At 66.1% G+C, this 20,608-nt stretch carries 22 protein-coding genes and 1 riboswitch; of the genes, 10 read left to right on the top strand and 12 right to left on the bottom strand.

All coding sequences use genetic code 11. The annotated features are described in order from the left end of the window. The coding region (locus F6S12_RS22590) for a DNA-3-methyladenine glycosylase family protein (protein ID WP_409999846.1) at positions 1-307 on the top strand (307 nt) is incomplete at its 5' end. A 110-nt stretch (positions 308-417) separates the two neighbouring features. On the opposite strand, the gene dctM is transcribed toward F6S12_RS22590, so the two are convergent. The 3 genes from dctM to F6S12_RS22575 are packed head-to-tail and all read right to left on the bottom strand — an operon-like array spanning position 418 to position 3,389. Next, positions 418-1,698, bottom strand: coding sequence for a C4-dicarboxylate TRAP transporter large permease protein DctM (gene dctM / locus F6S12_RS22585; protein ID WP_210693838.1), 1,281 nt, complete (start codon positions 1,696-1,698; stop codon positions 418-420). Continuing rightward, positions 1,698-2,330 (bottom strand): TRAP transporter small permease, encoded by a 633-nt coding sequence (locus tag F6S12_RS22580; RefSeq protein WP_011060955.1) that lies wholly within the window; start codon positions 2,328-2,330, stop codon positions 1,698-1,700. The genes dctM and F6S12_RS22580 overlap by 1 nt, the downstream gene beginning before the upstream one ends. Before the next feature lie 57 nt (positions 2,331-2,387). Next, positions 2,388-3,389 (bottom strand): TRAP transporter substrate-binding protein, encoded by a 1,002-nt coding sequence (locus F6S12_RS22575; RefSeq protein ID WP_315869344.1) that lies wholly within the window; start codon positions 3,387-3,389, stop codon positions 2,388-2,390. Positions 3,390-3,632: 243 nt separating this feature from the next. Here F6S12_RS22575 and F6S12_RS22570 point away from each other — a divergent pair, with 243 nt between their 5' ends. The 5 genes from F6S12_RS22570 to F6S12_RS22550 all read left to right on the top strand — a co-directional run bounded on the left by F6S12_RS22570 (position 3,633) and on the right by F6S12_RS22550 (position 8,133). After that, positions 3,633-4,664, top strand: a complete 1,032-nt coding sequence (locus F6S12_RS22570) for an AraC family transcriptional regulator (protein WP_036996300.1) — start codon at positions 3,633-3,635, stop codon at positions 4,662-4,664. Positions 4,665-4,770: 106 nt separating this feature from the next. Then, positions 4,771-5,892: a polyamine ABC transporter substrate-binding protein gene (locus F6S12_RS22565; RefSeq protein WP_210456792.1), complete on the top strand. Its 1,122-nt coding sequence runs from the start codon at positions 4,771-4,773 to the stop codon at positions 5,890-5,892. Positions 5,893-5,997: 105 nt separating this feature from the next. Continuing rightward, positions 5,998-7,461 carry an amidase gene (locus F6S12_RS22560; RefSeq protein WP_210482184.1) on the top strand — a complete coding sequence of 488 codons (1,464 nt, stop codon included), beginning with the start codon at positions 5,998-6,000 and terminating at the stop codon, positions 7,459-7,461. Positions 7,462-7,524: 63 nt separating this feature from the next. Next, the gene (locus F6S12_RS22555; RefSeq protein ID WP_011060950.1) at positions 7,525-7,854 is read left to right on the top strand and encodes a hypothetical protein; all 330 of its coding nucleotides are present in this window, start codon (positions 7,525-7,527) and stop codon (positions 7,852-7,854) included. An 87-nt stretch (positions 7,855-7,941) separates the two neighbouring features. Next, complete coding sequence (locus F6S12_RS22550; protein ID WP_011060949.1) at positions 7,942-8,133, top strand: tautomerase family protein; 192 nt, start codon at positions 7,942-7,944, stop codon at positions 8,131-8,133. A gap of 28 nt (positions 8,134-8,161) precedes the next feature. On the opposite strand, the gene F6S12_RS22545 is transcribed toward F6S12_RS22550, so the two are convergent. The 6 genes from F6S12_RS22545 to F6S12_RS22520 form a co-directional block, all read right to left on the bottom strand. Further along, complete coding sequence (locus F6S12_RS22545; protein WP_047336567.1) at positions 8,162-8,593, bottom strand: HD domain-containing protein; 432 nt, start codon at positions 8,591-8,593, stop codon at positions 8,162-8,164. Positions 8,594-8,690: 97 nt separating this feature from the next. Further along, on the bottom strand, positions 8,691-9,503 hold the full coding sequence (locus F6S12_RS22540; RefSeq protein ID WP_011060947.1) for an HpcH/HpaI aldolase/citrate lyase family protein: 813 nt from the start codon (positions 9,501-9,503) through the stop codon (positions 8,691-8,693). A gap of 163 nt (positions 9,504-9,666) precedes the next feature. Then, complete coding sequence (locus F6S12_RS22535; RefSeq protein ID WP_015635354.1) at positions 9,667-10,872, bottom strand: CaiB/BaiF CoA transferase family protein; 1,206 nt, start codon at positions 10,870-10,872, stop codon at positions 9,667-9,669. A gap of 32 nt (positions 10,873-10,904) precedes the next feature. Continuing rightward, positions 10,905-12,188 (bottom strand): MmgE/PrpD family protein, encoded by a 1,284-nt coding sequence (locus F6S12_RS22530; protein WP_315869343.1) that lies wholly within the window; start codon positions 12,186-12,188, stop codon positions 10,905-10,907. A 9-nt stretch (positions 12,189-12,197) separates the two neighbouring features. Then, positions 12,198-13,361 carry an acyl-CoA dehydrogenase family protein gene (locus F6S12_RS22525; protein ID WP_011060944.1) on the bottom strand — a complete coding sequence of 388 codons (1,164 nt, stop codon included), beginning with the start codon at positions 13,359-13,361 and terminating at the stop codon, positions 12,198-12,200. Between the two features lie 34 nt (positions 13,362-13,395). Next, entirely contained in the window at positions 13,396-14,223 is an 828-nt protein-coding gene (locus F6S12_RS22520) for a MaoC family dehydratase N-terminal domain-containing protein (RefSeq protein ID WP_315869342.1), read from the bottom strand. 142 nt (positions 14,224-14,365) lie between these two features. On the opposite strand from F6S12_RS22520, the gene F6S12_RS22515 reads away from it, so the two are divergent. After that, complete coding sequence (locus F6S12_RS22515) at positions 14,366-15,283, top strand: LysR family transcriptional regulator (protein WP_123473257.1); 918 nt, start codon at positions 14,366-14,368, stop codon at positions 15,281-15,283. Here the strand turns inward: F6S12_RS22515 and F6S12_RS22510 are convergent. Next, positions 15,261-15,611, bottom strand: a complete 351-nt coding sequence (locus F6S12_RS22510) for a hypothetical protein (protein ID WP_011060941.1) — start codon at positions 15,609-15,611, stop codon at positions 15,261-15,263. The two genes, F6S12_RS22515 and F6S12_RS22510, sit on opposite strands and share 23 nt — an antisense overlap. A gap of 2 nt (positions 15,612-15,613) precedes the next feature. Then, a complete protein-coding gene (locus F6S12_RS22505; protein ID WP_053158009.1) occupies positions 15,614-17,302 on the bottom strand; it encodes a hypothetical protein in 1,689 nt (562 codons plus the stop codon). 275 nt (positions 17,303-17,577) lie between these two features. Between F6S12_RS22505 and F6S12_RS22500 the strand changes: the two genes are divergently transcribed. After that, complete coding sequence (locus F6S12_RS22500; RefSeq protein ID WP_011060939.1) at positions 17,578-18,144, top strand: GNAT family N-acetyltransferase; 567 nt, start codon at positions 17,578-17,580, stop codon at positions 18,142-18,144. Positions 18,145-18,219: 75 nt separating this feature from the next. Here F6S12_RS22500 and mntP read toward each other — a convergent pair whose 3' ends face one another. Further along, a complete protein-coding gene (gene mntP, locus F6S12_RS22495; RefSeq protein WP_019093782.1) occupies positions 18,220-18,792 on the bottom strand; it encodes a manganese efflux pump MntP in 573 nt (190 codons plus the stop codon). A 5-nt stretch (positions 18,793-18,797) separates the two neighbouring features. Next, positions 18,798-18,963: riboswitch (yybP-ykoY riboswitch) on the bottom strand. Positions 18,964-19,073: 110 nt separating this feature from the next. Between mntP and F6S12_RS22490 the strand changes: the two genes are divergently transcribed. Beyond that, on the top strand, positions 19,074-19,562 hold the full coding sequence (locus F6S12_RS22490) for a GFA family protein (RefSeq protein ID WP_011060937.1): 489 nt from the start codon (positions 19,074-19,076) through the stop codon (positions 19,560-19,562). A 108-nt stretch (positions 19,563-19,670) separates the two neighbouring features. Next, positions 19,671-20,608, top strand: a 938-nt coding sequence (locus F6S12_RS22485; RefSeq protein WP_315869341.1) for a serine hydrolase domain-containing protein, incomplete at its 3' end; no start/stop codon positions are given.

The following is a 20,608-nucleotide window of genomic DNA, read 5'->3' as shown; positions in this document are numbered from 1 at the left end:
CCAGGCCACCCTGGACGGCCGCGTCCCCGATGCCGCCAGCGCCCGTGGCCTGGATGACGAACAGTTGATAGAGCGCCTGATCCAGCTGCCCGGCATTGGCCGCTGGACCGTGGAGATGCTGCTGATCTACAGCCTTGAGCGCGAGGACATACTGCCCGTGGATGACTTTGGCGTGCGCGAAGGTTATCGCCGCCTCAAGGGCCTGGAACAACCGCCCAGCCCCCGGCAACTGCGCCAGATCGGCCAGGCCTGGAGCCCCTGGCGCACCACTGCTGCCTGGTACCTGTGGCGCGTGCCGACGGCCTGAACGCCGCGCACTTGACCCGGTGCGGACTGGCCGCTGCGCGGTTCGCCGGCAAGCCGGCTCCTACGGGGATATGCCCGCCTGTAGGAGCTGGCTTGCCAGCGATGGGGGCGCTACATGCCCAGCCAGTTGGGCAAGGCCAGGGAGATCAGCGGCACGTAGGTCACCAGGATCAGGAACAGCAGCAGGATCATCAGCCACGGCATCGCCGCGCGGATGGTCTGGCCCAGGGTCAGGCCGGTCACCGCCGAGGTCACGAACAGGTTCAGGCCCACCGGCGGGTGCACCAGGCCGATCTCCATGTTGACCACCATGACGATGCCCAGGTGAATCGGGTCGATCCCCAGTTTCATGGCAATCGGGAAGAAGATCGGCGCCAGGATCAGCACGATCGCCGAGGGCTCCATGAAGCTGCCCGCCACCAGCAGCACCACGTTGACCATCAGCAGGAAACCGATCGGCGTCAGGCCTTCGGAAATCACCCAGGCGGTGATTTCCTGGGGGATCTGTTCGGTGGTCAGCACATGGGCGAAGAGCATGGCGTTGGCGATGATGAACATCAGCATGATCGACAGCCGGCCCGACTCCAGCAGCACCTTGGGGCAGTCCCGCAGCTTCATGTCGCGGTACACGAACAGGGCGACGAAGGCCGAGTACACCGCCGCCACCGCCGCCGCCTCAGTGGGCGTGAACATGCCGCTGTAGATGCCGCCAAGGATGATCACCAGCAACAACAGGCCCCAGAACGCCCGGCGCGCAGCACTCAGCCACTGGCCAAAGGTGGCCCGTGGCTGGGCCGGCAGCTTTTTCACCCGGGCCACGATGTAGATCGCCACCATCAGCAGCAGGCCCAGCAGCAGCCCGGGAATCACCCCGGCCATGAACAGCTTGCCCACCGATGTCTCGGTGGCGGCCGAGTACACCACCATGACGATCGAGGGTGGAATCAGGATGCCCAGGGTCCCGGCGTTGCAGATGATCCCGGCGCCGAATTCCTTGGGATAGCCGGAGCGCACCATCCCCGCCACGGCAATCGAGCCCACCGCCGCCACCGTGGCCGGCGACGAGCCTGACAGTGCGGCGAACAGCATGCAGGCCAGCACCGCGGCAATCGCCAGGCCGCCGCGGATGTGGCCGACGCAGGCGTTGGCGAAGTCGATCAGGCGCTGGGCCACGCCGCCGGTGGTCATGAAGGCCCCGGACAAGAGGAAGAACGGAATCGCCAGGAAGGTGTAGGCGTCGGAGGTCTCGAACAGCTTGATCGCCAGGGAGCTCAGGGAGTCCTGGCTGAACATCAGGATCGACACCGCCCCCGACAGGCCCAGGGCAATGGCGATGGGCACGCCGAGGAACATGAACACGAACAGCAGCAGAAACAGACAGAGCACGGCCATCAGTGACGCTCCTCATGGCTGCCCGCCAGCTTGCTGGCCTCGCCCGCCTCGTCGGCCAGGCCCAGGCCGAACTGCCGTCGGGTGAAGATGCGGTAGAAAATTTCCAGGTAGCGGATCAGCACCAGGGCGAAGCCGATGGGCACGATCACCACGATATGGCTGACCTGGATGCCGAAGCGGTCCAGGTCTTCGGCGCCGATATGGGCGGCCATGATCGCGCTCAGCCACTTGAAGCTGGCGACCATGAACAGCCCGGCGTACACCAGGCAGCACAGGCAGGCGAGCAACGCCAGGTAGCGCTGCACCGGGCGCGGGGTCAGGCGCACCAGAGCGTCCACCCCCAGGTGCCCGGCGGTGCGCACGCCATAGGAGATGCCGAAGAAGATCAGCCAGCCGAACATCGCCTTGGTCAGGGCCACGCTCCAGGTCATGTCCTGGGCCAGGCCCATGGTGGCGTCGCCCAGAGCGTTGAAGAAGGCGCTGCTGGCGGCCCATTTGTCGGCCAGGGCGAAGAACAGGGTGTAGATGTTGTTGAGCATCACGTAGACGAAGGTCACCAGGGTCATGGTCGCCAGCAGCAGGGCAATCAGGCCCTCCTCCAGGTGCTCCCAGATACGTCTCAGGGACTGCATAGAGATACCTCGCGAAACGGGCAGTGGCCGTCCGCCGCGGACGGCCGGGAGGGCGTATCAGTGGCGCTGGTTGGCGGCGTCGGCGGCCTTGATCAGGTCGGCGCCGATCTCGTCCTCGAACTTGCTCCACACCGGGCGCATGGTGTCGCGCCAGGCCTGGCGCTGCTCGGGGGTCAGTTCGATGATTTCGCTGGTCCTGGCCTCGACGATCTTCTGCCTGGCGCGCTGGTTCAGGGCCTCGGCCTGTTTGTTCACCTCCACCGAGACCTCGGCCATGATGGCTTCCAGCTCGCCGCGCACGTCGGCCGGCAGGCCGTTCCAGAAGCTCGCGTTGGTGATCACCATGTAGTCGATCAGGCCGTGGTTGGACTCGGTGAAGTACTTCTGCACCTCGTTGACCTTCTGGCTTTCATAGTTCGACCAGGTGTTCTCGGTGCCGTTGACGGTGCCGGTCTGCAGGCCCTGGTAGACCTCGGCGAAACTCATCTTGCGCGGGTTGGCGCGCATCGCCTTGAACTGCTCTTCGAGCACGCTGGAGGCCTGCACGCGAAACTTCAGGCCACGGGCGTCCTTGGGTTCGTGCAGGGGCTTGTTGGCCGACAACTGCTTCAGGCCGTTGTGCCAGTAGGCCAGGCCGAGAATGCCCTTGCCCTGCATCGAGGTCAGCAACTGCTTGCCTTCGGCGGCCTGGAAGCGGTCCACCGCCGCCAGGTCGTCGAACAGGAACGGCAGGTCGTAGATCTGGATCTTTTTCGTGTACTGCTCGAATTTGGCCAGCGACGGCGCCAGCATCTGCACATCCCCCAGCAGCAGCGCCTCCATTTCCTTGCCATCGCCGAACAGCGACGAGTTGGGGTAGACCTCGACCTTGACCCGCCCCGGCAGGCGCTCCTCGGCGAGCTTCTTGAACAGCAGCGCGCCCTGGCCCTTGGGGGTGTTCTCGGCCACTACGTGGGCGAACTTGATGACGATCGGGTTGCCGGTGGATTCGGCGGCCTGGGCCACCCCGGCAGCGAGCAATGCGGCGGCACAGAACAGCGCTCTTGAGAGCTTGAACATGGACTTCACCTTTTTATTGTTGTGATTGAGGGAAGAGTGCCTAAGGCATGGCGTATAGAGAATTTCGAATTTTTGATACCCGCGTTCACCCCCGCCGAACGCTCCGCTCCATGTAGGAACCGGCTTGCCGGCGAAAGGGCCCCCGAGCCCTGCGCCGCCCCCGCCAGCGCCTGCAAGGGGCAATTGAACCGCGGGCGCGTAACCCCTAAAGTCACGCCTCCCGATATCACTCTGAGATCGTCGATGACCGCCCTTCGCTTGACCACCCTGCATACCACCCAAGCGGTGCTGGACGCCTTCCGTGACAGCGACGTACCCGCCCAGGTGCTGCTGGAGGGCAGCGGCATCCAGCTGGCGGACCTGGAGCTGCCCAACAGCCTGATCAATATCAGCCAGGAAATGCGCGTGTTCAGCAACGCCGTGCAGTTTCGCCAGGACCTGGGGCTGGTGCTGGGGCGCAACCTGCACATTTCCGCCTACGGCATGTTCGGCCTGACCCTGCTGACCAGCGCCACTCTGCGCGAAGGCTGGTCCCTGGCGCTGCGCTACCCCTTGCTGCTGGGCACCTTCTTCCGCCTCGACCTTGAGGTCCGCGACGGCCTGGCCTGGCTCACCGCCGACCAGTACAGCGAAAGCGAACTTGAGGTGTTCAACACCGATTTCTGCATGTCGTCCTACCGGGTCACCTGCCAGGACCTGCTGGGTTGCTCCCTGCCCCTGCGCCAGGTGCAACTGATGCATGGCCCCCAGCCCTATATGGACAGCTACGAGCAGGCCTTCAATTGCCCGGTGCAGTTCAATGCCGGGCGCAATGCCATCGGCTTCGACCTGGAGTGGCTGGACCGGCGCCTGCCTCTGGCGGACCTGGTGACCCAGAACGACATGCTGCAACGCTGCATCCGCCTCAACGAGGAGCTCAGCGCGCGGCCGACCTGGATCGACCAGGTGCGGCGCATCCTCAATGAACAGCTGCACGCGGTGCCGGATTTCGACAGCCTGGCGCGCCAGGTGCACTGCTCCCCCAGCACCCTGCGCCGGCGCCTGCGGGCCCAGGACACCAGCTATCAGCAGTTGCTGGACGAGTTGCGCTACGCCCGCGCCCAGCAGTTGCTGGGCCAGCACAGCCTGCCCATCTACCGCATCGCCGAAGCCCTGGGCTTCAAGGAAACCGCAAGTTTCCGCCACGCCTTCCAACGCTGGAGCGGCGTCGCTCCCGGGCGCTTCCGGCAGCTGGCCGGCCAGCTCGGGCCGCTCTCGGACTGCGCTGAAGATTGACGCTAAATATCCCCTATTGACCGTTCCCAACATTCTCTCAGGGACCTATCCGGCCAAGAATGACCGCATCGGAAGGTTCCGCTCATTTCAGACATGGAGTTGTCGCATGAAATCGCTGCATACCGCCCTCACCCGCCTGGCCCTGAGCTGCTCCTTGAGCGCCCTGGCCCTGACCGCCTCCTTCACCGCCCAGGCCGCCCCCGAGCGCACGGTGAACATCTTCAACTGGTCGGAGTACATCGCTCCCAACACCATCAAGGATTTCCAGGCCCAGAGCGGGATCAAGGTCAAGTACGACATCTTCGAAAGCAACGAAGTGCTCGAAGCCAAGCTGCTGACCGGCAATAGCGGCTATGACGTGGTGGTGCCCTCCAGCGGTTTCGTCAGCAAGCAGATCAGCGCCGGCGCCTTCCAGCCCCTGGACCGCGGGCAGTTGCCGAACTGGAAGAACCTCGACCCGGCCGTGATGAAGCTGCTGGAGCAGAGCGACCCGGGCAACCGCTACGTGATTCCCTACATGTGGGGCACCAACCTGATCGGCTACAACCGCGACAAGGTCCAGGAGCTGCTGGGCAGCGACGCGCCGGTCAACAGCTGGGACCTGGTGTTCAAGGAAGAGAACCTGAAGAAGCTCAGCCAGTGCGGCGTGACCTTCCTCGACTCGCCCACCGAAATGCTGCCCCTGGCCCTGCACTACCTGGGCCTGGACCCCAACAGCCAGAACCCCGAGGACTACCGCAAGGCCGAGGCCATGCTGCTCAAGCTGCGTCCCTACGTGCGCTACTTCCATAGCGCCAAGTGGATGGGCGATATCGCCAACGGCAACATCTGCGTGGCCGTGGGCTACTCCGGCGGCTTCCTGCAGGCGGCCAACCGCGCCAACGAAGCCAAGAACGGCGTGCACATCGAAATGCGCATTCCCAAGGAAGGCACCCTGGTGTGGATCGACACCGTGGCCATCCCCGCCGGCGCCAAGCACGTGGACACCGCCCACGCCTTCCTCAATTACCTGATGGAACCCAAGGTCATTGCCTCCATCAGCAACTACGTCGGCTACCCCAACGGCGTGACCGATTCCAAGCCGTTCATCCAGCAGTCGCTGCTGGACAACCCGGACCTGTTCCCCAGCGCCGAGACCATGACCCGCCTCTACCCCCTGGCACCGCTGCCGGCCAAGGCCGAGCGCACCCGGACCCGGACCTGGGTCAAGGTCACCAGTGGCCGCTGAGTCATTCACTGCGAAGGCCCGCCAGGACGCCGCCAACGGCGTCCATGCCGCCTTTCCACGCCGTGGCGCAGCCCGCGCCCGGCGTGCTTGAACAAAGAGCCGAATATGCCGTTGCCCACTTCCAGCCAAGCGGCCCTGCCGCACCTGTCGATCGAGGCGCTGCTGCAGGGTTTCGCCACCTTGCAGTTCACCCCGGTGGACGTGCTGCAGGCCGTGCTGGCGCAGATCGAGCGCCACGAGCCACAGCTCAACGCCCTCTGCGAACGCCAGGACCCGGCCTCGCTGCGCGCTGCCCAGGCGTCCACCGCGCGCTGGGCCGCCGGGCAACCCATGGGCCGGCTGGATGGCATTCCGATCCTGGTCAAGGACAACAACGACGTACAGGGCTGGCAGACCCGCAGTGGTTCCCGAGCCCTGGCCAACCGCCCGGCCATGACCCGGGACTCCAGCCTGGTGGCACGCCTGCGTGAAGCCGGGGCGATCTTCATCGCCAAGACCACCCTGCCGGAACTGGGCAGCACGCCCCTGACCGACAGCCCGTTGACCGGCATCACCCGCAACCCGTGGAACCTGGCCCTGCATGCCGGTGGCAGCAGTGGCGGCAGTACTGCGGGGGTCGCAGCCGGTTATGCCCCGGCCGCGACAGGCAACGATGCCGCCGGTTCGATCCGTACCCCGTCGAGCTTTTGCGGCGTGGTCGGGTTCAAGCCCAGCCATGGCCTGGTGTCCGCCTGCCCGAGCATCGACCCGGGCGGCATGGCCGCCGAAGGCCCGATTGCCCGCCACGTGCGCGACATTGCCCTGTTGATGGAGCTCATGGCCGTGCACGAGCCCGGCGAGCCCTTTGCCTGGCCCCATGGGCCCAGGGATTTCCTCAGTTCCATCGAGGACGGCGTCGCCGGCCTGCGCATCGCCTTCAGCGCCGACCTGGGCTACGCCGCCCATGTCGACCCGCAGATCGCCGCAGCCTGCCTGAACGCTGCCAGGCTGTTGCAGGAAGCCGGCGCCACCCTGGTCCTGGCCTCGCCGGACATCGGCAACCCGGCGCCGAACTACCTGCGGGCCTGGCCGGTGGAAGTGGCCTGCGCCGTGGCCCAGGAAATACCCGCCGAGGACCGCCATCTGGTGGGGGACTTTCTCCAGCAGGCCCAGGTCCGCGCGCGCCAGCTCAATGCCCTGGACTACGCCTGTGCGGTGCAAGAGCGCCATCAGGTGGCGCACAAGCTTCACGCTTTCCTGGGTGAGTACGACCTGCTGCTGACCCCTGCCGCGGTGGTCGAACCCTTCGCCGTGGAACGCCTGCTGCCGCCGGACTGGCCGGAACAGATCAGCGCCATGTGGCAGCCCACCACCTTCCCGTTCAATTTCAGCCGCCAGCCAGCGTTGAGCCTGCCTTGCGCCCTGAGCGAGGCGGGCCTGCCCATCGGCCTGCAGATCGTCGCCCGCTTCGGCCGCGACGCCCTGGTACTGAGGGCCGCACGGGCCCTGGAAAAACGGCTGCCCGAGGGGGTGTTCCGCCACCCCGCCGGGCTGCACGACGCCCCCCAGGCGTCACCCGCAAACCGCTAGACCCGCACAGAACACAATGCCGACGCCGGCCACGGCGAAGGCTCACGGACAAGGAGGTGGACCATGGATTCTTCAAGCAGTTGGTATCAAGACACCCAATTCGACCACGACATCTACGTGATGATCATTCGTGAACCGAGCTCTCCCAGCCTTGATCCCCATCAGTCCGGTTCCAGCTACAGCTACGTCGGCCGCCTCACCGGCCACGGCCAGCACCCGTGCTTTTCCGTGCACTTCGCCTGCCCGCCCTACGGCAATGACTACGCCAGCACTGAAGCCGCGCTGCAGGCCGGCCTGGCCCATGGCCGGGCGCTGATCGAGCACTGGCGCACCCGTGGGCGCAAGCCACCGGCACGCACCGCCGAAGTGGCGCTGTCCAGCTACAGCAACTGACGCACCAAGGCCCGCTGGCAGGAGGGCAGCGGCTGTCGTAGGCTGCCCTGCCGCCCGTCCATGCACCATCACCTGGAGTGTCGATCCATGCCCTATATCAACCTGCAGATCACCAAGGGCGCCACGCGCCAGCAGAAGGCCCAACTGGTAAAGGAATTCACCGAATCCCTGGTGCGGGTACTGGGCAAGAAGCCCGAGCATACCCACATCGTGATCCAGGAAATCGACGGCAGCGATTGGGGGTTTGCCGGCGAGCTCAGCGACGACGACCAGGCCTGAGCCGCTGCTGGGCGCGGGTATCACGAGCTCAGTCGCGCGCCAGTGAGTTCAGGTAATCCGTGGCCTGGCGGTACTTCTCCAGGCGCCGCAGGTCTTCGGCACCCGGTTCGGGGATGCGCGACAGGTCGCTGTTTTCCGCCAGATCCGCCAGCTTCACTTGCCGCGCCAGGGGGTTCGCGCCTGCGCGGCGAATGAACGCCGGGTAGTCCTCGCCTGCAACCTTGGTCAGCGCCAGCAGCGCCGCCAGCACCTCTTCGCTGAAGCCCTCGCCCCGCAACTGCTCCGGGGTGATGGGGCAGTCTTCCAGGACATCGTGCAGCACCGCGACAATCCGCGCCTCGGGGTGTGTCAGGCGCAGCATCACGCGCAAGGGATGCAGGATGTAGGGCGCACCGCCCTTGTCGACTTGCCCGGCATGGGCCTGGGCGGCCAGCGCGATGGCCCGCTCCAGGCTGCTCATCGGACGCTACCGCAGGTGTATGGGGCTGAGCCGTGCATGGTGCCACCTCGATAAAAAGACCGCGCCATTCTACCTGCGCCGCGGCCCGGGCGCAGGCTCAGGCCATCGCCAGCAAGCGCTGGGCCCGCAGCAGCACCGGGGCATCGACCATCTGCCCATCCACCTGGTAGGCCCCGGCACCCTCGCGCCCGCCTTCCACCACCCGTTGGGCCCAGGCCAACTCCTCGGCGCTGGGCGCCAGGGCCTGGTGGATCACCGGCACCTGGGCCGGGTGGATGCACAGCGCACCGGCAAAGCCCATGGCGTAGGCGTGGCGGACCGAGGCGGCCAGGCCCTGGCTGTCGGCGATGCCGGGAAACACCCCGTCCAGCGGCGCCTGCAGCCCCGCCGCCCGGGAGTGCAGGATCAGCGCCAGCCGCGCCTGGTCCAGGGCGAACTGGGCCGCCGCCGAGCCGCTGCTGAGGTTGAGGTCCAGGGCCAGGTCCAGGCCGCCGAACGACAGGCGCTGGACCCCGGGGGCGCTGGCGATCTCGCCCAGCGCCAGCAAGCCCCGGGCACTTTCGATGATCGGCCAGACCAGGCGGCCGCTGGCGGCCACCCGCGCCACTTGGGCTGCGCTCTCGACTTTCGGCAGGAGAATGCCCACCACACCGGCATGGGCCTGGCAGAACGCCAGATCGGCCAGGTGCTGGGGGTGCTCGGGTGCGTTGATTCGTACCCAGGCCCGCACCTGGGGCTGCGCCAGCAGGAAGCGCCCCAGGTGCTCTCGCGCCTGCACCTTGAGGGGTTCCTCGACGGCGTCCTCGAAATCGACGATCACCGCATCGGCGCCACAGGCCAGGGCCTTGGCGAAACGCTCGGGGCGGCTGCCGGGGACGAACAGCGCGGAGCGGACAATGGGGTTGGACATGTTCGGATCCTTGTTATTGGAAGACCAATGGCGGCCAGGCTTGCTGCCCGGCCCCTACGGCAAGAGCCGGTGTTGCCCTGCCCTCTGCAGGAGCCGGCTTGCCGGCGAAGGCGATCTCGCGGCCTCTTCGCTGGCAAGCCGGCTCCTACGGGGAGGTTGGGGTTCAGATGACTCCGCGGGCCTGCAGTTGCTCGATGCCTTGCGGGCTCAGGCCCAGCTCGGCGAGTATCGCTGCGCTGTGCTGGCCCAGCGCCGGGACTGCGTCCATGCGCGGCGCATAGGCGCTGTTGCGCGCCGGTGGCAACAGCGCCGGCAGGCGGCCCGCCGGGCTGTCCACCTGGCGCCAGGCGTCCCGGGCCGCCAATTGCGGGTGCTGCCACACGCCCTGCATGTCGTTGACCCGGGCGTTGGCGATCTGCGCCTGCTCCAGCCGTTCGATCACCTGGGCGACGCTGAGCCGGGCAAAGCGCTCGACGATGATCTGGCGCAGCGCCTCGCGGTTGGCCGAACGCTTGAAGTTGGCGCCAAAGCGCTCGTCCGTGGCCAGTTCGGGCAGCTCCAGCACCTTGTCGCAGAAGGCCGCCCATTCCCGTTCGTTCTGCAGGCCGAGCATCACCGTACCGCCGTCACCCGCGGGAAACGGCCCGTAGGGGTAGATGGTGGAATGGGCCGCGCCGGCCCGCGGTGGCGGTTCGGCGCCTTCGAAGGCGTAGTACAGGGGGTAGCCCATCCACTCCACCAGGCTTTCCAGCATGCTGATGTCGATGCGGCTGCCCAGGCCGGTGCGCCCACGCAGCAGCAAGGCCGAAAGAATGCCGCTGTAGGCGTACATGCCGGCGGCAATGTCGGCGATCGAGCAACCGGCCTTGGCCATCTGCTCCGGTTCGGGGCCGCCGGTCACCGATACAAAGCCGCCTTCGCTCTGGATCAGCAGGTCGTAGGCCTTTTTCCGCTCATAGGGGCCGCCTTCGCCGTAGCCGGAAATATCGCAGACGATCAGCCGTGGAAAGCGCTCATGCAGCGCCTCGAACGACAGCCCCATGCGCGCCGCCGCCCCCGGTGCCAGGTTCTGCACCAGCACGTCGGCCCCGGCCAGCAGGCTGTCCAGCAGGCCCTCGGCTTCGGGCTGCTTGAGGTCCAGGCTCAGGCTTTCCTTGGAGCGGTTGGTCCACACGAAATGCGAGGCCAGGCCCTTGACCCGCTGGTCGTAGCCCCGGGCGAAATCGCCGCTGCCGGGGCGCTCGACCTTGATCACCCGGGCGCCCAGGTCCGCCAGCTGGCGGGTGCAGAACGGCGCGGCAATGGCGTGTTCCAGGCTGACCACGGTGATGCCGTCCAGGGGCCGTGGCTGTGCTGTGTTGTCAGTCATGTTCGGTCCTCGCCCTGTTCGATGTCGGGCATTCAGAGCAGTGAGTTGAGGTCGGCAGCGTCCCGCAGGGCCCAGACCCGGCGGATCAAGGCATTGCCCTGCTCCGGGGTGCGGGCGCCGGAGAACTGCAGCAGGCGCTGGAACTTGTCTTCCAGCTCGGCCCGGGACAGGCCATTGCCCGGGTCACCCTTGGGCTCATCGATGGCGCCGTGCAGGGTGCGACCGTCCACGCACTGCACCTCGACCCGGCCCAGCCAGCGCGCTGGATAGGCCGCATCGACTTCAGGGTCCAGCTGCATGCCGACCTTGTCGCGAACGGCGATCAGGCCGAGCACGGTGCCCATGGAGAACTTGGCCTGGTGCACGGTCTGCGGCACCTGGACCCGGCCCAGCACATCGATGGCGCCCTGGTGCACCCGGGTCAGCACCCGGGCAATCTGCCCGTGTTCCAGGCCTTCGCGCTGCATCACCTCAAGCAAGGCATCGGCGGCGGGATGGGTGTGGCGGCACGAGGCGTGGAACTTGAACGAGGTTTCCAGCAGAGCCCAGCGGCTGCCCAGGCGGGCACTGAGCAGTGCCGGTTCGGCATCCCGGGACATGCCGGCCGCCATGCCCTGCTCGCCTTCGAGGATATTGCGCGCGCCACTCAGGCCGTCCCGGGTCAGGTAGGCGGCCAGCAGGCCATCGGCGGCGGCCTTGGCGGTGTGCAATTGCTTGGAGTCGGCGGCGTCGCGCAAGAATTCCCAGAGCCCGGCGGCCTGGGTCCCGGCGCTGCCCAGCAGGTTGATGAACTGCTCGCTGTCGAATTCCATCAGCTTGCCCACCGCCACCGCAGCGGCCAGGGTGCCGACGGTGGCCGTGGTGTGAAAGATCCGGTAGTGGGAACGGCCCATGAATTCGCCGATGCGGATCCCTGCCTCATAACCGGCCACCGCCGCCAGCAGCAGCTCGCGGCCGGACTTGCCCAGGTCCTGGGCCGCCGCCAGCGCCGCCGGAAACACCACGGTGGCCGGGTGCAGCACGGAGCTGTTGTGCAGGTCGTCCTGCTCCACCAGGTGCGAGGAGGCGGCGTTGACCAGGGCGGCGAAATACGCCGAGCTGCCGGCCCCATTGACCAGGATGCGCGCCGGGCCACTGGCCGGCCCCATGTGCCGGGCATAGGCCTCGAACAAGGGGATCGGGTGCGCGCCCTGGGCCGCCAGGGCCGAGCCCAGCCAGTCGAGGAACAGCTCTTGGGTGCGCAGCAGGACGCTTTCCGGCAGGTCGGCGTAGCGCAGGCCGGCGAGGAACCCGGCCAGATCGTGGGTATGGCTCATGGGGGCTCCTTAGAAGCTGCGGGGCAGCTCCAGCAAATGCTCGGCGACGTAGGACAGGATCAGGTTGGTGGAGATCGGCGCCACCTGGTACAGCCGGGTCTCGCGGAATTTGCGCTCGACGTCGTACTCGCAGGCAAAGCCGAAGCCGCCGTGGGTCTGCAGGCAGGCGTTGGCCGCCTCCCAGGAAGCCTTGGCCGCCAGGTACTTGGCCATGTTGGCGCTGGCCCCGGCGTTGCCCCCGCTGTCGTATTCCTCGCAGGCGCGCCAGCGCATCAGATCGGCGGCCTCGATCTCGATATGGGCCTCGGCAATCGGGAACTGCACGCCCTGGTTCTGGCCGATGGGCCGGCCGAACACCACCCGGTCGCGGGCATAGGCGCTGGCCTTGTCGATGAACCAGCGGCCATCGCCGATGCATTCGGCGGCGATCAGCGTGCGCTCGGCGTTGAGGCCGTCGAGGATGTACTTGAAGCCTTTGCCCTCCTCGCCGATCAGGCTGTCGGCGGGCAGCTCCAGATTGTCGAAGAACAGCTCGTTGGTCTCGTGGTTGACCATGTTGGCAATGGGCTGCACGGTCAGGCCGTTGCCGATGGCCTGGCGCAGGTCCACCAGGAAGATCGACATGCCTTCGGACTTCTTGCGCACCTCGGCCAGTGGCGTGGTGCGGGCCAGCAGGATCATCAGGTCGGAATGCTGAATGCGCGAGATCCACACCTTCTGCCCGTTGATCACGTACTTGTCGCCGCGGCGGATGGCGGTGGTCTTGATCTTGGTGGTATCGGTGCCGGTGGTGGGCTCGGTGACGCCCATCGATTGCAGGCGCAGTTCGCCGCTGGCGAGCTTGGGCAGGTAGTAGCGCTTCTGCGCCTGGCTGCCATGGCGCAGCAGGGTGAACATGTTGTACATCTGCCCGTGCACGGTGCCGGAGTTGCCGCCGCAGCGGTTCACCTCTTCGAGGATCACCGAGGCTTCGGCCAGCCCCAGGCCGGAGCCGCCGTATTCGGCAGGGATCATCGCCGCCAGCCAGCCGGCCTCCGTCAGGGCCTTGACGAAGGCTTCCGGGAAGCCCTTGCGCTCATCGATGCCGCGCCAGTAGGCGGCGTCGAATTCGGCACACAGGGCACGCACGCCTTCACGGATGGCATTGAGTTCTTCAGTGTCATGGGGGGTCATCAATCGGCACTCCGCCTTTGCTTATTGTTGGAATTCAGTCGAACTGCACTTCGCCGCGCTGGGCCAGCCCGGAGCCGTCGCCGGCCCACAGTTCGGCGTGGCCAGGGGCGCTGATGCGCCCGCCGACCTCGAAAGGCTGCGGGGCAATCAAGGGCCGCAGGCCGCGGTAGGCGAAATGGCGCAGGCGCGCCTCGGGGTGGGCCCGGCAGAAGGCCCCCAGGCTCAGGGTGGCGATCAGCGGGCCGTGCACCACCAGCCCCGGGTAGCCCTCGGTGGCGGTGACGTAGGGATAGTCGTAGTGGATGCGATGGCCGTTGAAGGTCACCGCGCTGTAGCGAAACAGCAGGGTCGGCGTGGGCTCCACCGGCTCGTGCCAGTCGCCTTCGGGCAGCAGCTCGCCACTGCTCATTTTCGGCGGGGACGCTTCGCGGTAGACGATGTCCTGTTCTTCGCGCAGCGCCAGTTGGCCGTCCTGAAAATATTCGTGGCACAGGGTGACGAACAGCAGCTTGCCGGTGCGCCCGGCCTTTTCCTCGACCTGGAGGATGGTACTGGTGCAACTGGCCTCGGCGCCGGCCCGCAGCGGCCGGTGAAACGCCAGGCGGCCACCGGCCCACATGCGGTTGCGGTTGGCCGCCGGCGGCAGGAAACCGCCCCGCGCCGGATGCCCGTCGCCGCCCAGGGCCAAGGCCGGCTGTGGCTGCTGGAAGAAACACCAGTGCCACAACGGCGGCAGGGCCTCGCCCGGGGCCGGGGCGGGCTGGCCGAACGTGGCGCCGATGCGGGCCAGCAGGTTATGGCTGAGGTGGTCGTCGATCCGCTGGCTGCGGCCGATCCAGGCGCTGGGGTCGGTGGCACTCATGGTGGCAGGGTCCTGTGGCACGAAGGTGATGGCGGCCATCATGCAAGGGGCTGGCGCGTATGGAGAATTTGCATTTCTATAAACCGGCGTTCGTTTATGCTGAACGCCATTCGCCCCTACCCCTGCCTTCAGGAGCCCGGACATGCATTTCGATCTGGCGGACCTGCGCCTGTTTATCCATATTGCCGAATCCCCCAGCCTGACCCAGGGCGCGCGCCGCGCCTTCCTCTCGCCAGCGGCCGCCAGCGCGCGGATCAAGGCCCTGGAAGGCCAGCTCGAAACCCGCCTGCTGTACCGCGACAGCCGTGGCGTGGAAGTCACCCCCGCCGGCGAGCGGCTGCTGCAGCACGCGCGGCTGATCATGCGCCAGGTGGATTACCTGAAAAGCGAATTCACCCAGTACGGCGGTGATTCTTCCGGGCACATCCGCATCTTCGCCAACACCACGGCGGTCACCGAATTCTTGCCGGAAGTGCTGGCGAAATTTCTCTCGGTACGCCCGGGAGTCACGGTGGACCTGCAGGAACGCCTGTCCCGGGACATCGTTCGCGGTGTGCTGGACGGCACCAGCGACATGGGCATCATCGCCGGCCCGGTGGAAGCCAGCGGCCTGCAGGTGCTGCACTTCAGCACCGACCACCTGGTGCTGATGGTGCCCGTGGGCCACCCGCTGTCGGGGCAGGCGTCGGTGACCCTGGAACAGACCCTGGCCTACCAGCACATCGGCCTGCATGAAGGCAGCACCCTCTTGACCTTCCTGCGCGAGCATGTGGAGCGCCTGGGCAAGCAACTCTCGCTGCGCATCCAGGTGTCGAGCTTCGAAGCGATCTGCCGCATGGTGGAAGCCGGGGTCGGCATCGGCATCATTCCCGAGTCCGCGGCCTTGCGGCACAGCCGCACCATGCAGCTGGTGACGGTGATGCTGGATGAAAGCTGGGCCGTGCGCGAACGCAGCATCATCGTCCGCGAACTGGAGGCCCTGCCCGGCAGCGTGCGGGCGCTGATCGCGACGCTGATGCCGGCCAGCCAGGAACCTTCTATTGCGGGCAACCCTGGCTGATCCAGGCACTCAGTTCGTCGATCTGGGCCTGAGGCAGAAAGGGGCCGCCGGGGGGCATCTGGCCAAAATCCCCATCCGGCCCCCAGGGGGTGCCCGGGGTACCGCTCAGGGCATAAATCAGGTTGGAATGCGCGCCATCGCCTTTGACCAGGATAGGTACCGCCTGCCCTGTTTCCGGGTTTTGGATACCCGGCACATTACCGGTCACGAACGACTGGTAGGAGGTCTGCCAGAAGGCCCCGTGAGGCGCTCCGGAGATCGGCAGGTTGTTCTGCGCAACGAAGGCATCGAGCAGGTTCTGTACATCCTTGAAGGTGTTGAGTGCCATGACTATTTCCCTGTGCTAGATGGGGTGAACAATTGCAGATAACGCTGGCTGGCCGCTGCCGCCGACTCAGCCCCTGCCGTCTCGGGAGCCCGAACGTTGCCGCCTTTGAGGATGAAACTGAAATCGAAGCCGGCCACCTGGGCATTGCCATGGCAACCCATGCAGCCTCCCATGTTCACCCCATGCACAGCGGCGGAACCGGCGGATTGGGCGAACACGTTCGGAGGGGGTGGCGCACCTGCGGCCTGGAAGGAAGTCGGAGCACCGTTAGCAGCAATCCGGCCCCTGAATTGCTGCAGGGTATAGTCCGTTTCAACCATGATATTGGCCTGGTAGTACACCGCGGCAGAGTGGCTGGGATCGGTTTTCGATAGCTGCGTGGTGTCGAACGGCTGGGCCTGGACCGAGACCAGCTTGTAGTACTGCCAGGGCGAATTCTTGACATTCTTGGCCTGGCTATAGCTCTGGATAGCCTGATGCGCCGCCTGATTGACCTGAATCACGTCAGCCGCAATCGGCTCATAGCGCTGGTTGATGCAGATCGGGCCGCCCGCCGGAGTACCGCCTTTGGCAATCTCGCGCAGATACAGTTGCTTGCCGGGCTTGCAGAAGGCCCCCTGGGCCTTGACTTGAGGGTTGTTGGGGTCGTCCTGGTAACTCAGCCCGGGATTGGTGGGCATGGGGCCCGGCGCTGGATTGATGATGCGGCCGTTCTCATCCTCAAGCGGCTTGCCACTGGGCAGCAGGATGTTGTCGGCCTGTTCGAAGGTCGCGTAGATAAAACTCGGGGCCGTGGGGGTCTTCTGGATGATGTGCAACGCCACCATCGCCCATTGCGCCTCGAAATAGCAGGTGCCCTTGCCCGGTGGTTGCTCATAGAAGCGCACCGTCTGCCTGTGGAATCGCGAGGGGTCCTCGCCGGGGCCCAGCTGGCGCCAGGCGGACTTGACCTCAATGGTGCCGCTGGGAAAGTTGACCCGCGGCGCGCTGGGGAAAGTCGGAGGTGTCTGCTTGACCGCGTTGAAGAAGTTCCGCGCGGCTTGTGCCAGCGCGGGGTTGGCGTACCAGAACTGGTTGGCGGCGACGTAGGTGTATTGCACCTGATTGGCCTTGGCCAGGAAGCGCACCAGCTGGGGGTTGGAATTGCCTCCGGTGGGAGCAGCCGGAACAACACCGGCATACATCTGGTCGAGGCCGATCTGGGTGCTTTCGTCGAGGTTGATCCAGGCCGGCAGTTTGGGTGCGATCTGGCCAGAGCAGGCAGGCACGGTAAAACTGTAGTCATAGGTTGGCGCAGTGCCATAACCATAACTGGGATCGCCATCAGGCTTGTAGCCCGGGGGGCCGACGTTGGCACTGCCCTTGCCCGGAAAGATCTCAACCTTGCTTCGGTACGTATGCCACACCAGAGGCACGCCCTGGCTGCCGAAAGGCTGGCGGATATCGGGCACATCGCGCTGCCCGCCCAGGGCCGGCCAGTTGAGAGCGATGAACTCCTGCCAGGCGAAGGCCGCAGCCTGTGCCAACGTTGCCTGGGATGCCCCCCCGGGTATATCGGCGGGTACCTCGGGCGATACGGTTATCGACACCGGGGCGGCGTTCGAAACGCCGCCCAGAAGCGCCAGACCAACACTGATAGCAATGTAGGAAACCTGCCGCTGCAAACGATTCTTGTCTTGTTGATGCTCCATATCCTGACTCCTCCCTTGGCTGTTCGAGAGCGTAGATCAGCGCTCTCACGGCAACGCGCCAGGAAAAAGAACATTAGGCGCTAGCATTAATAGCCAAATGCCTGTACGCCAGCAGCGGTGGCGGCTTGAACGGCTCGTGACCGGTGATCGCCCTGGCCGGCAGCGCAAGCAGAGACATTGATGCCGATCAAGTGCCCGCCTCGCCAGCGGAGTAAACCTGAAGCCAATCAGGGCTGTGTGCGCAGCCCGCCCTTTGGCTCCGCGGAGACTTGACCATGCCCAGCACCGCTCTCGATACCCTCGCCCACCCGCCGTTCCCGGCGCAGCAAGGCCAATACTGGATCGACGCCCTGAACGACGGCAGCCATGTGCTGATCCGCCCGCTGCGGCCCCAGGACCGGGAGCGGGAAAAGGCCTTTATCGAAAACCTCTCCCCGGCCACCCGGCACCAGCGCTTTCTCGGTGAGATCAAGGAAGTGGGCGAGCAACTGCTCAATCAACTGATGGATGTCGGCACGCCGCAGCGGGTGGCTTATGTGGCCCTGGTCCACGACAACGGCGAACTGCGGGAAGTGGGTATCAGCCGCTACGCCCAGGTCGACGAGCAGCCCTCGCATTGCGAGTTCGCCGTGACCATCGCCGATGAGTGGCAAGGCAAGGGCCTCGGCGCGCTATTGATGCAGCACCTGATCGACGAAGCCCGCAACAACGGTTTCCAGCAGATGTACTCGGTGGATTCCGCCGCCAACTACAGCATGCGCCGCCTGGCAAAACAGCTGGGCATGCGCAGCGCCATCGACCCCGATGACGCCACCCAGGTGATCCACAGCCTGGCGCTGTAACGCCAGAGCGCTCCGCGCCTCGGCCCGAGGCGCGGCCGCATTGCCCGCAGAACCGCCCCGCCGCCGATACTGAAGTCAAGCCACAGCCGACAGGTGCTCGTAGAGAATTCCCGAGCCGACGATGATCAGCACCACCCCGCCCAGCACTTCGGCGCGCTGGCCCATCACCGTGCCAATGGCGCGGCCCAGCATCACTCCCAGGGTGACCATGGTCATGGTGGCCAGGCCGATGGCGCTGGCCGCGACCCAGATGTTGACGTTGACGAACGCCAGCCCCACCCCCACCGCCAGGGCATCGATGCTGGTGGCCAGGCCGGTCACCGCCAGCAGCCAGAAGCCGTGCTGGCGCGGTTTTTCTTCCTCGGCCTCAGCCTGCTGGCGGGTGCCGTTGTAGATCATGTGCAGGCCCAGCAACAGCAGCAGGCTGAAGGCGATCCAGTGGTCCCAGTTGGCCACCCATTGAGTCGCGGCCTGGCCGATGAACCAGCCCACCACCGGGGTGATGGCTTCAATGACGCCGAAGATCAGGCCGATGCGCAAAGCTTCCAGCAGGCGCGGCTTGAGCATGGCCGAACCCTTGCCCACCGCGGCGGCGAAGGCATCGGTGGACATGGCGAAGGCGAGAAAGATGATCGAGGCTGGGTTCACGTTGAGTCTTCCGGTCGGGCTTGAGTCCACGACATGCCCACGCGCCCGACTTCAGCGCAGGTATGTCGATGGTCTCACCAACCGAAACGGTGCCCGTACCACGGCAGGTTGCCGAGAATGTTGATACGGGCGCCACCGCAGGGCGCGGTGGCAGGTTACTCCCCAAAGAGGCGCGCAGCTTAGCCGGCCACATGTGAAAATTTCATCAGCACCGTGTCACGACAGCTGCTCGCACAGCGGCTAGCCTGTGCCATCCACCCGTTGATTCGTGGAGGTACCCCATGCAACTCCAGGGCTCCTGCCATTGCGGCGCCGTGCACTTCAGCCTGTCCAGCCGCCATCCCTATCCCTACCAGCGCTGCTACTGCTCGATCTGCCGCAAGACCCAGGGCGGTGGCGGCTACGCCATCAACCTGGGGGGCGATGCGGCCAGCCTCAAGGTACGTGGGCGCAAGCACATCGTCATCTACCATGCTCGGCTCAAGCCCGCCGGTGCCGCCCGGGCCCACAGCAGCAGCGCCGAACGGCACTTCTGCGGGCGCTGCGGCTCCGGGCTGTGGCTGTTCAGCCCGCAATGGCCGGAGCTGATCCACCCTTTTGCCTCGGCCATCGACACCCCGTTGCCGGTGCCGCCGCAACACACCCACCTGATGCTCGACTCCAGGGCGCCCTGGGTCGAGGTCGATGCCGGGGCGCACGACCTGCAGTTCGCCGAATACCCCGAGGAATCGATTGCCCAGTGGCACCAGCGCCTGGGGCTGGAGGCCTGAGCGCAACCGGGGCTTAACAGTCTTTGACAGTTTCCCGACAAAGCTGTCAAAGACTGCCACGCCCCCCTTCCCTAGCATCCGCTGATCCAATTGGCCCTCGGGTGCTGCATGTCCCGCAAACTTCTCGGCCTGCCGCTGGTGGGCCTGCTCTTGAGCAACCTCGGCTGCAACGGCCAGCCTCCAGCGCCGCCGCCCATCGCGCCCGGCGATTACGCCAGCATCATCGGCTACCTGAAGCAGTACATCCCGCAACAGATGGCCGAACATCAGGTGCCCGGGCTATCCATAGCCCTGGTGGACGGCCAGCAACTGATCTGGGCCCGGGGCTTTGGCTTCGCCGACCAGGCCCGGGGCCTGCAAGTGACCGAAAACACCGCGTTTCGCGCCGGTGCCCTGTCGCAATTGCTGACTGCCACGGCGGTGATGCAACTGGTGGAACAAGGGCGCCTGCAACTGGACGCGCCGCTGCAGGACACCCTCAGGGAGTTCTACGTCCGCTCGCGCTTCCACGAGGACCAGAACGCCGCCGACCGGGCCGTGACTCTGCGCCGCCTGCTCAGCCACCAGGGCGGCATTCCCAGCGAATACCTGCGCGACGCACGCACCCCCAACGCCCTCGACGAACTGCCGGGAAAGCTCAGCGGGCTGTGGCTGAGCAACGCTCCGGGAACCCAGACCGCCTACTCCAACCTCGGTTATGCCCTGCTCGGGGCAGCGGTGGAGCGCAGCAGCGGCGTGGATTTCGAACAGCAGTTGCAGAAGAGCCTGCTGCGCCCACTGGGCATGAGCCAGTCGAGCTTTGTCGGGGACAGCCGCGCCCAGCCCTACCGGGCAAGAGGCTATGAAGACGGTGTCAGCAGCGATGCCCTGGTCCGCGACCTTTCCGCCCAGGGCCTGTGGAGCAGCCCGCGGGACCTGAGCCGCTATGTGCGCATGCTGTTCGCCCAGGGCCGGTACCAGGACCGCCAACTGCTCTCGGCGGCATCCATCGACGAAATGGTGCGCACGCAGAACGCCGGCAACCCGCTGGATTTCGACTGCCAGGT

The sequence above is a fragment of the Pseudomonas sp. JV245A genome (assembly GCF_032424515.1).
Taxonomy (GTDB): domain Bacteria; phylum Pseudomonadota; class Gammaproteobacteria; order Pseudomonadales; family Pseudomonadaceae; genus Aquipseudomonas; species Aquipseudomonas protegens.
Note: the sequence above shows the minus strand (reverse complement) of the source record. Positions and strands in the feature narration are given on the sequence as shown.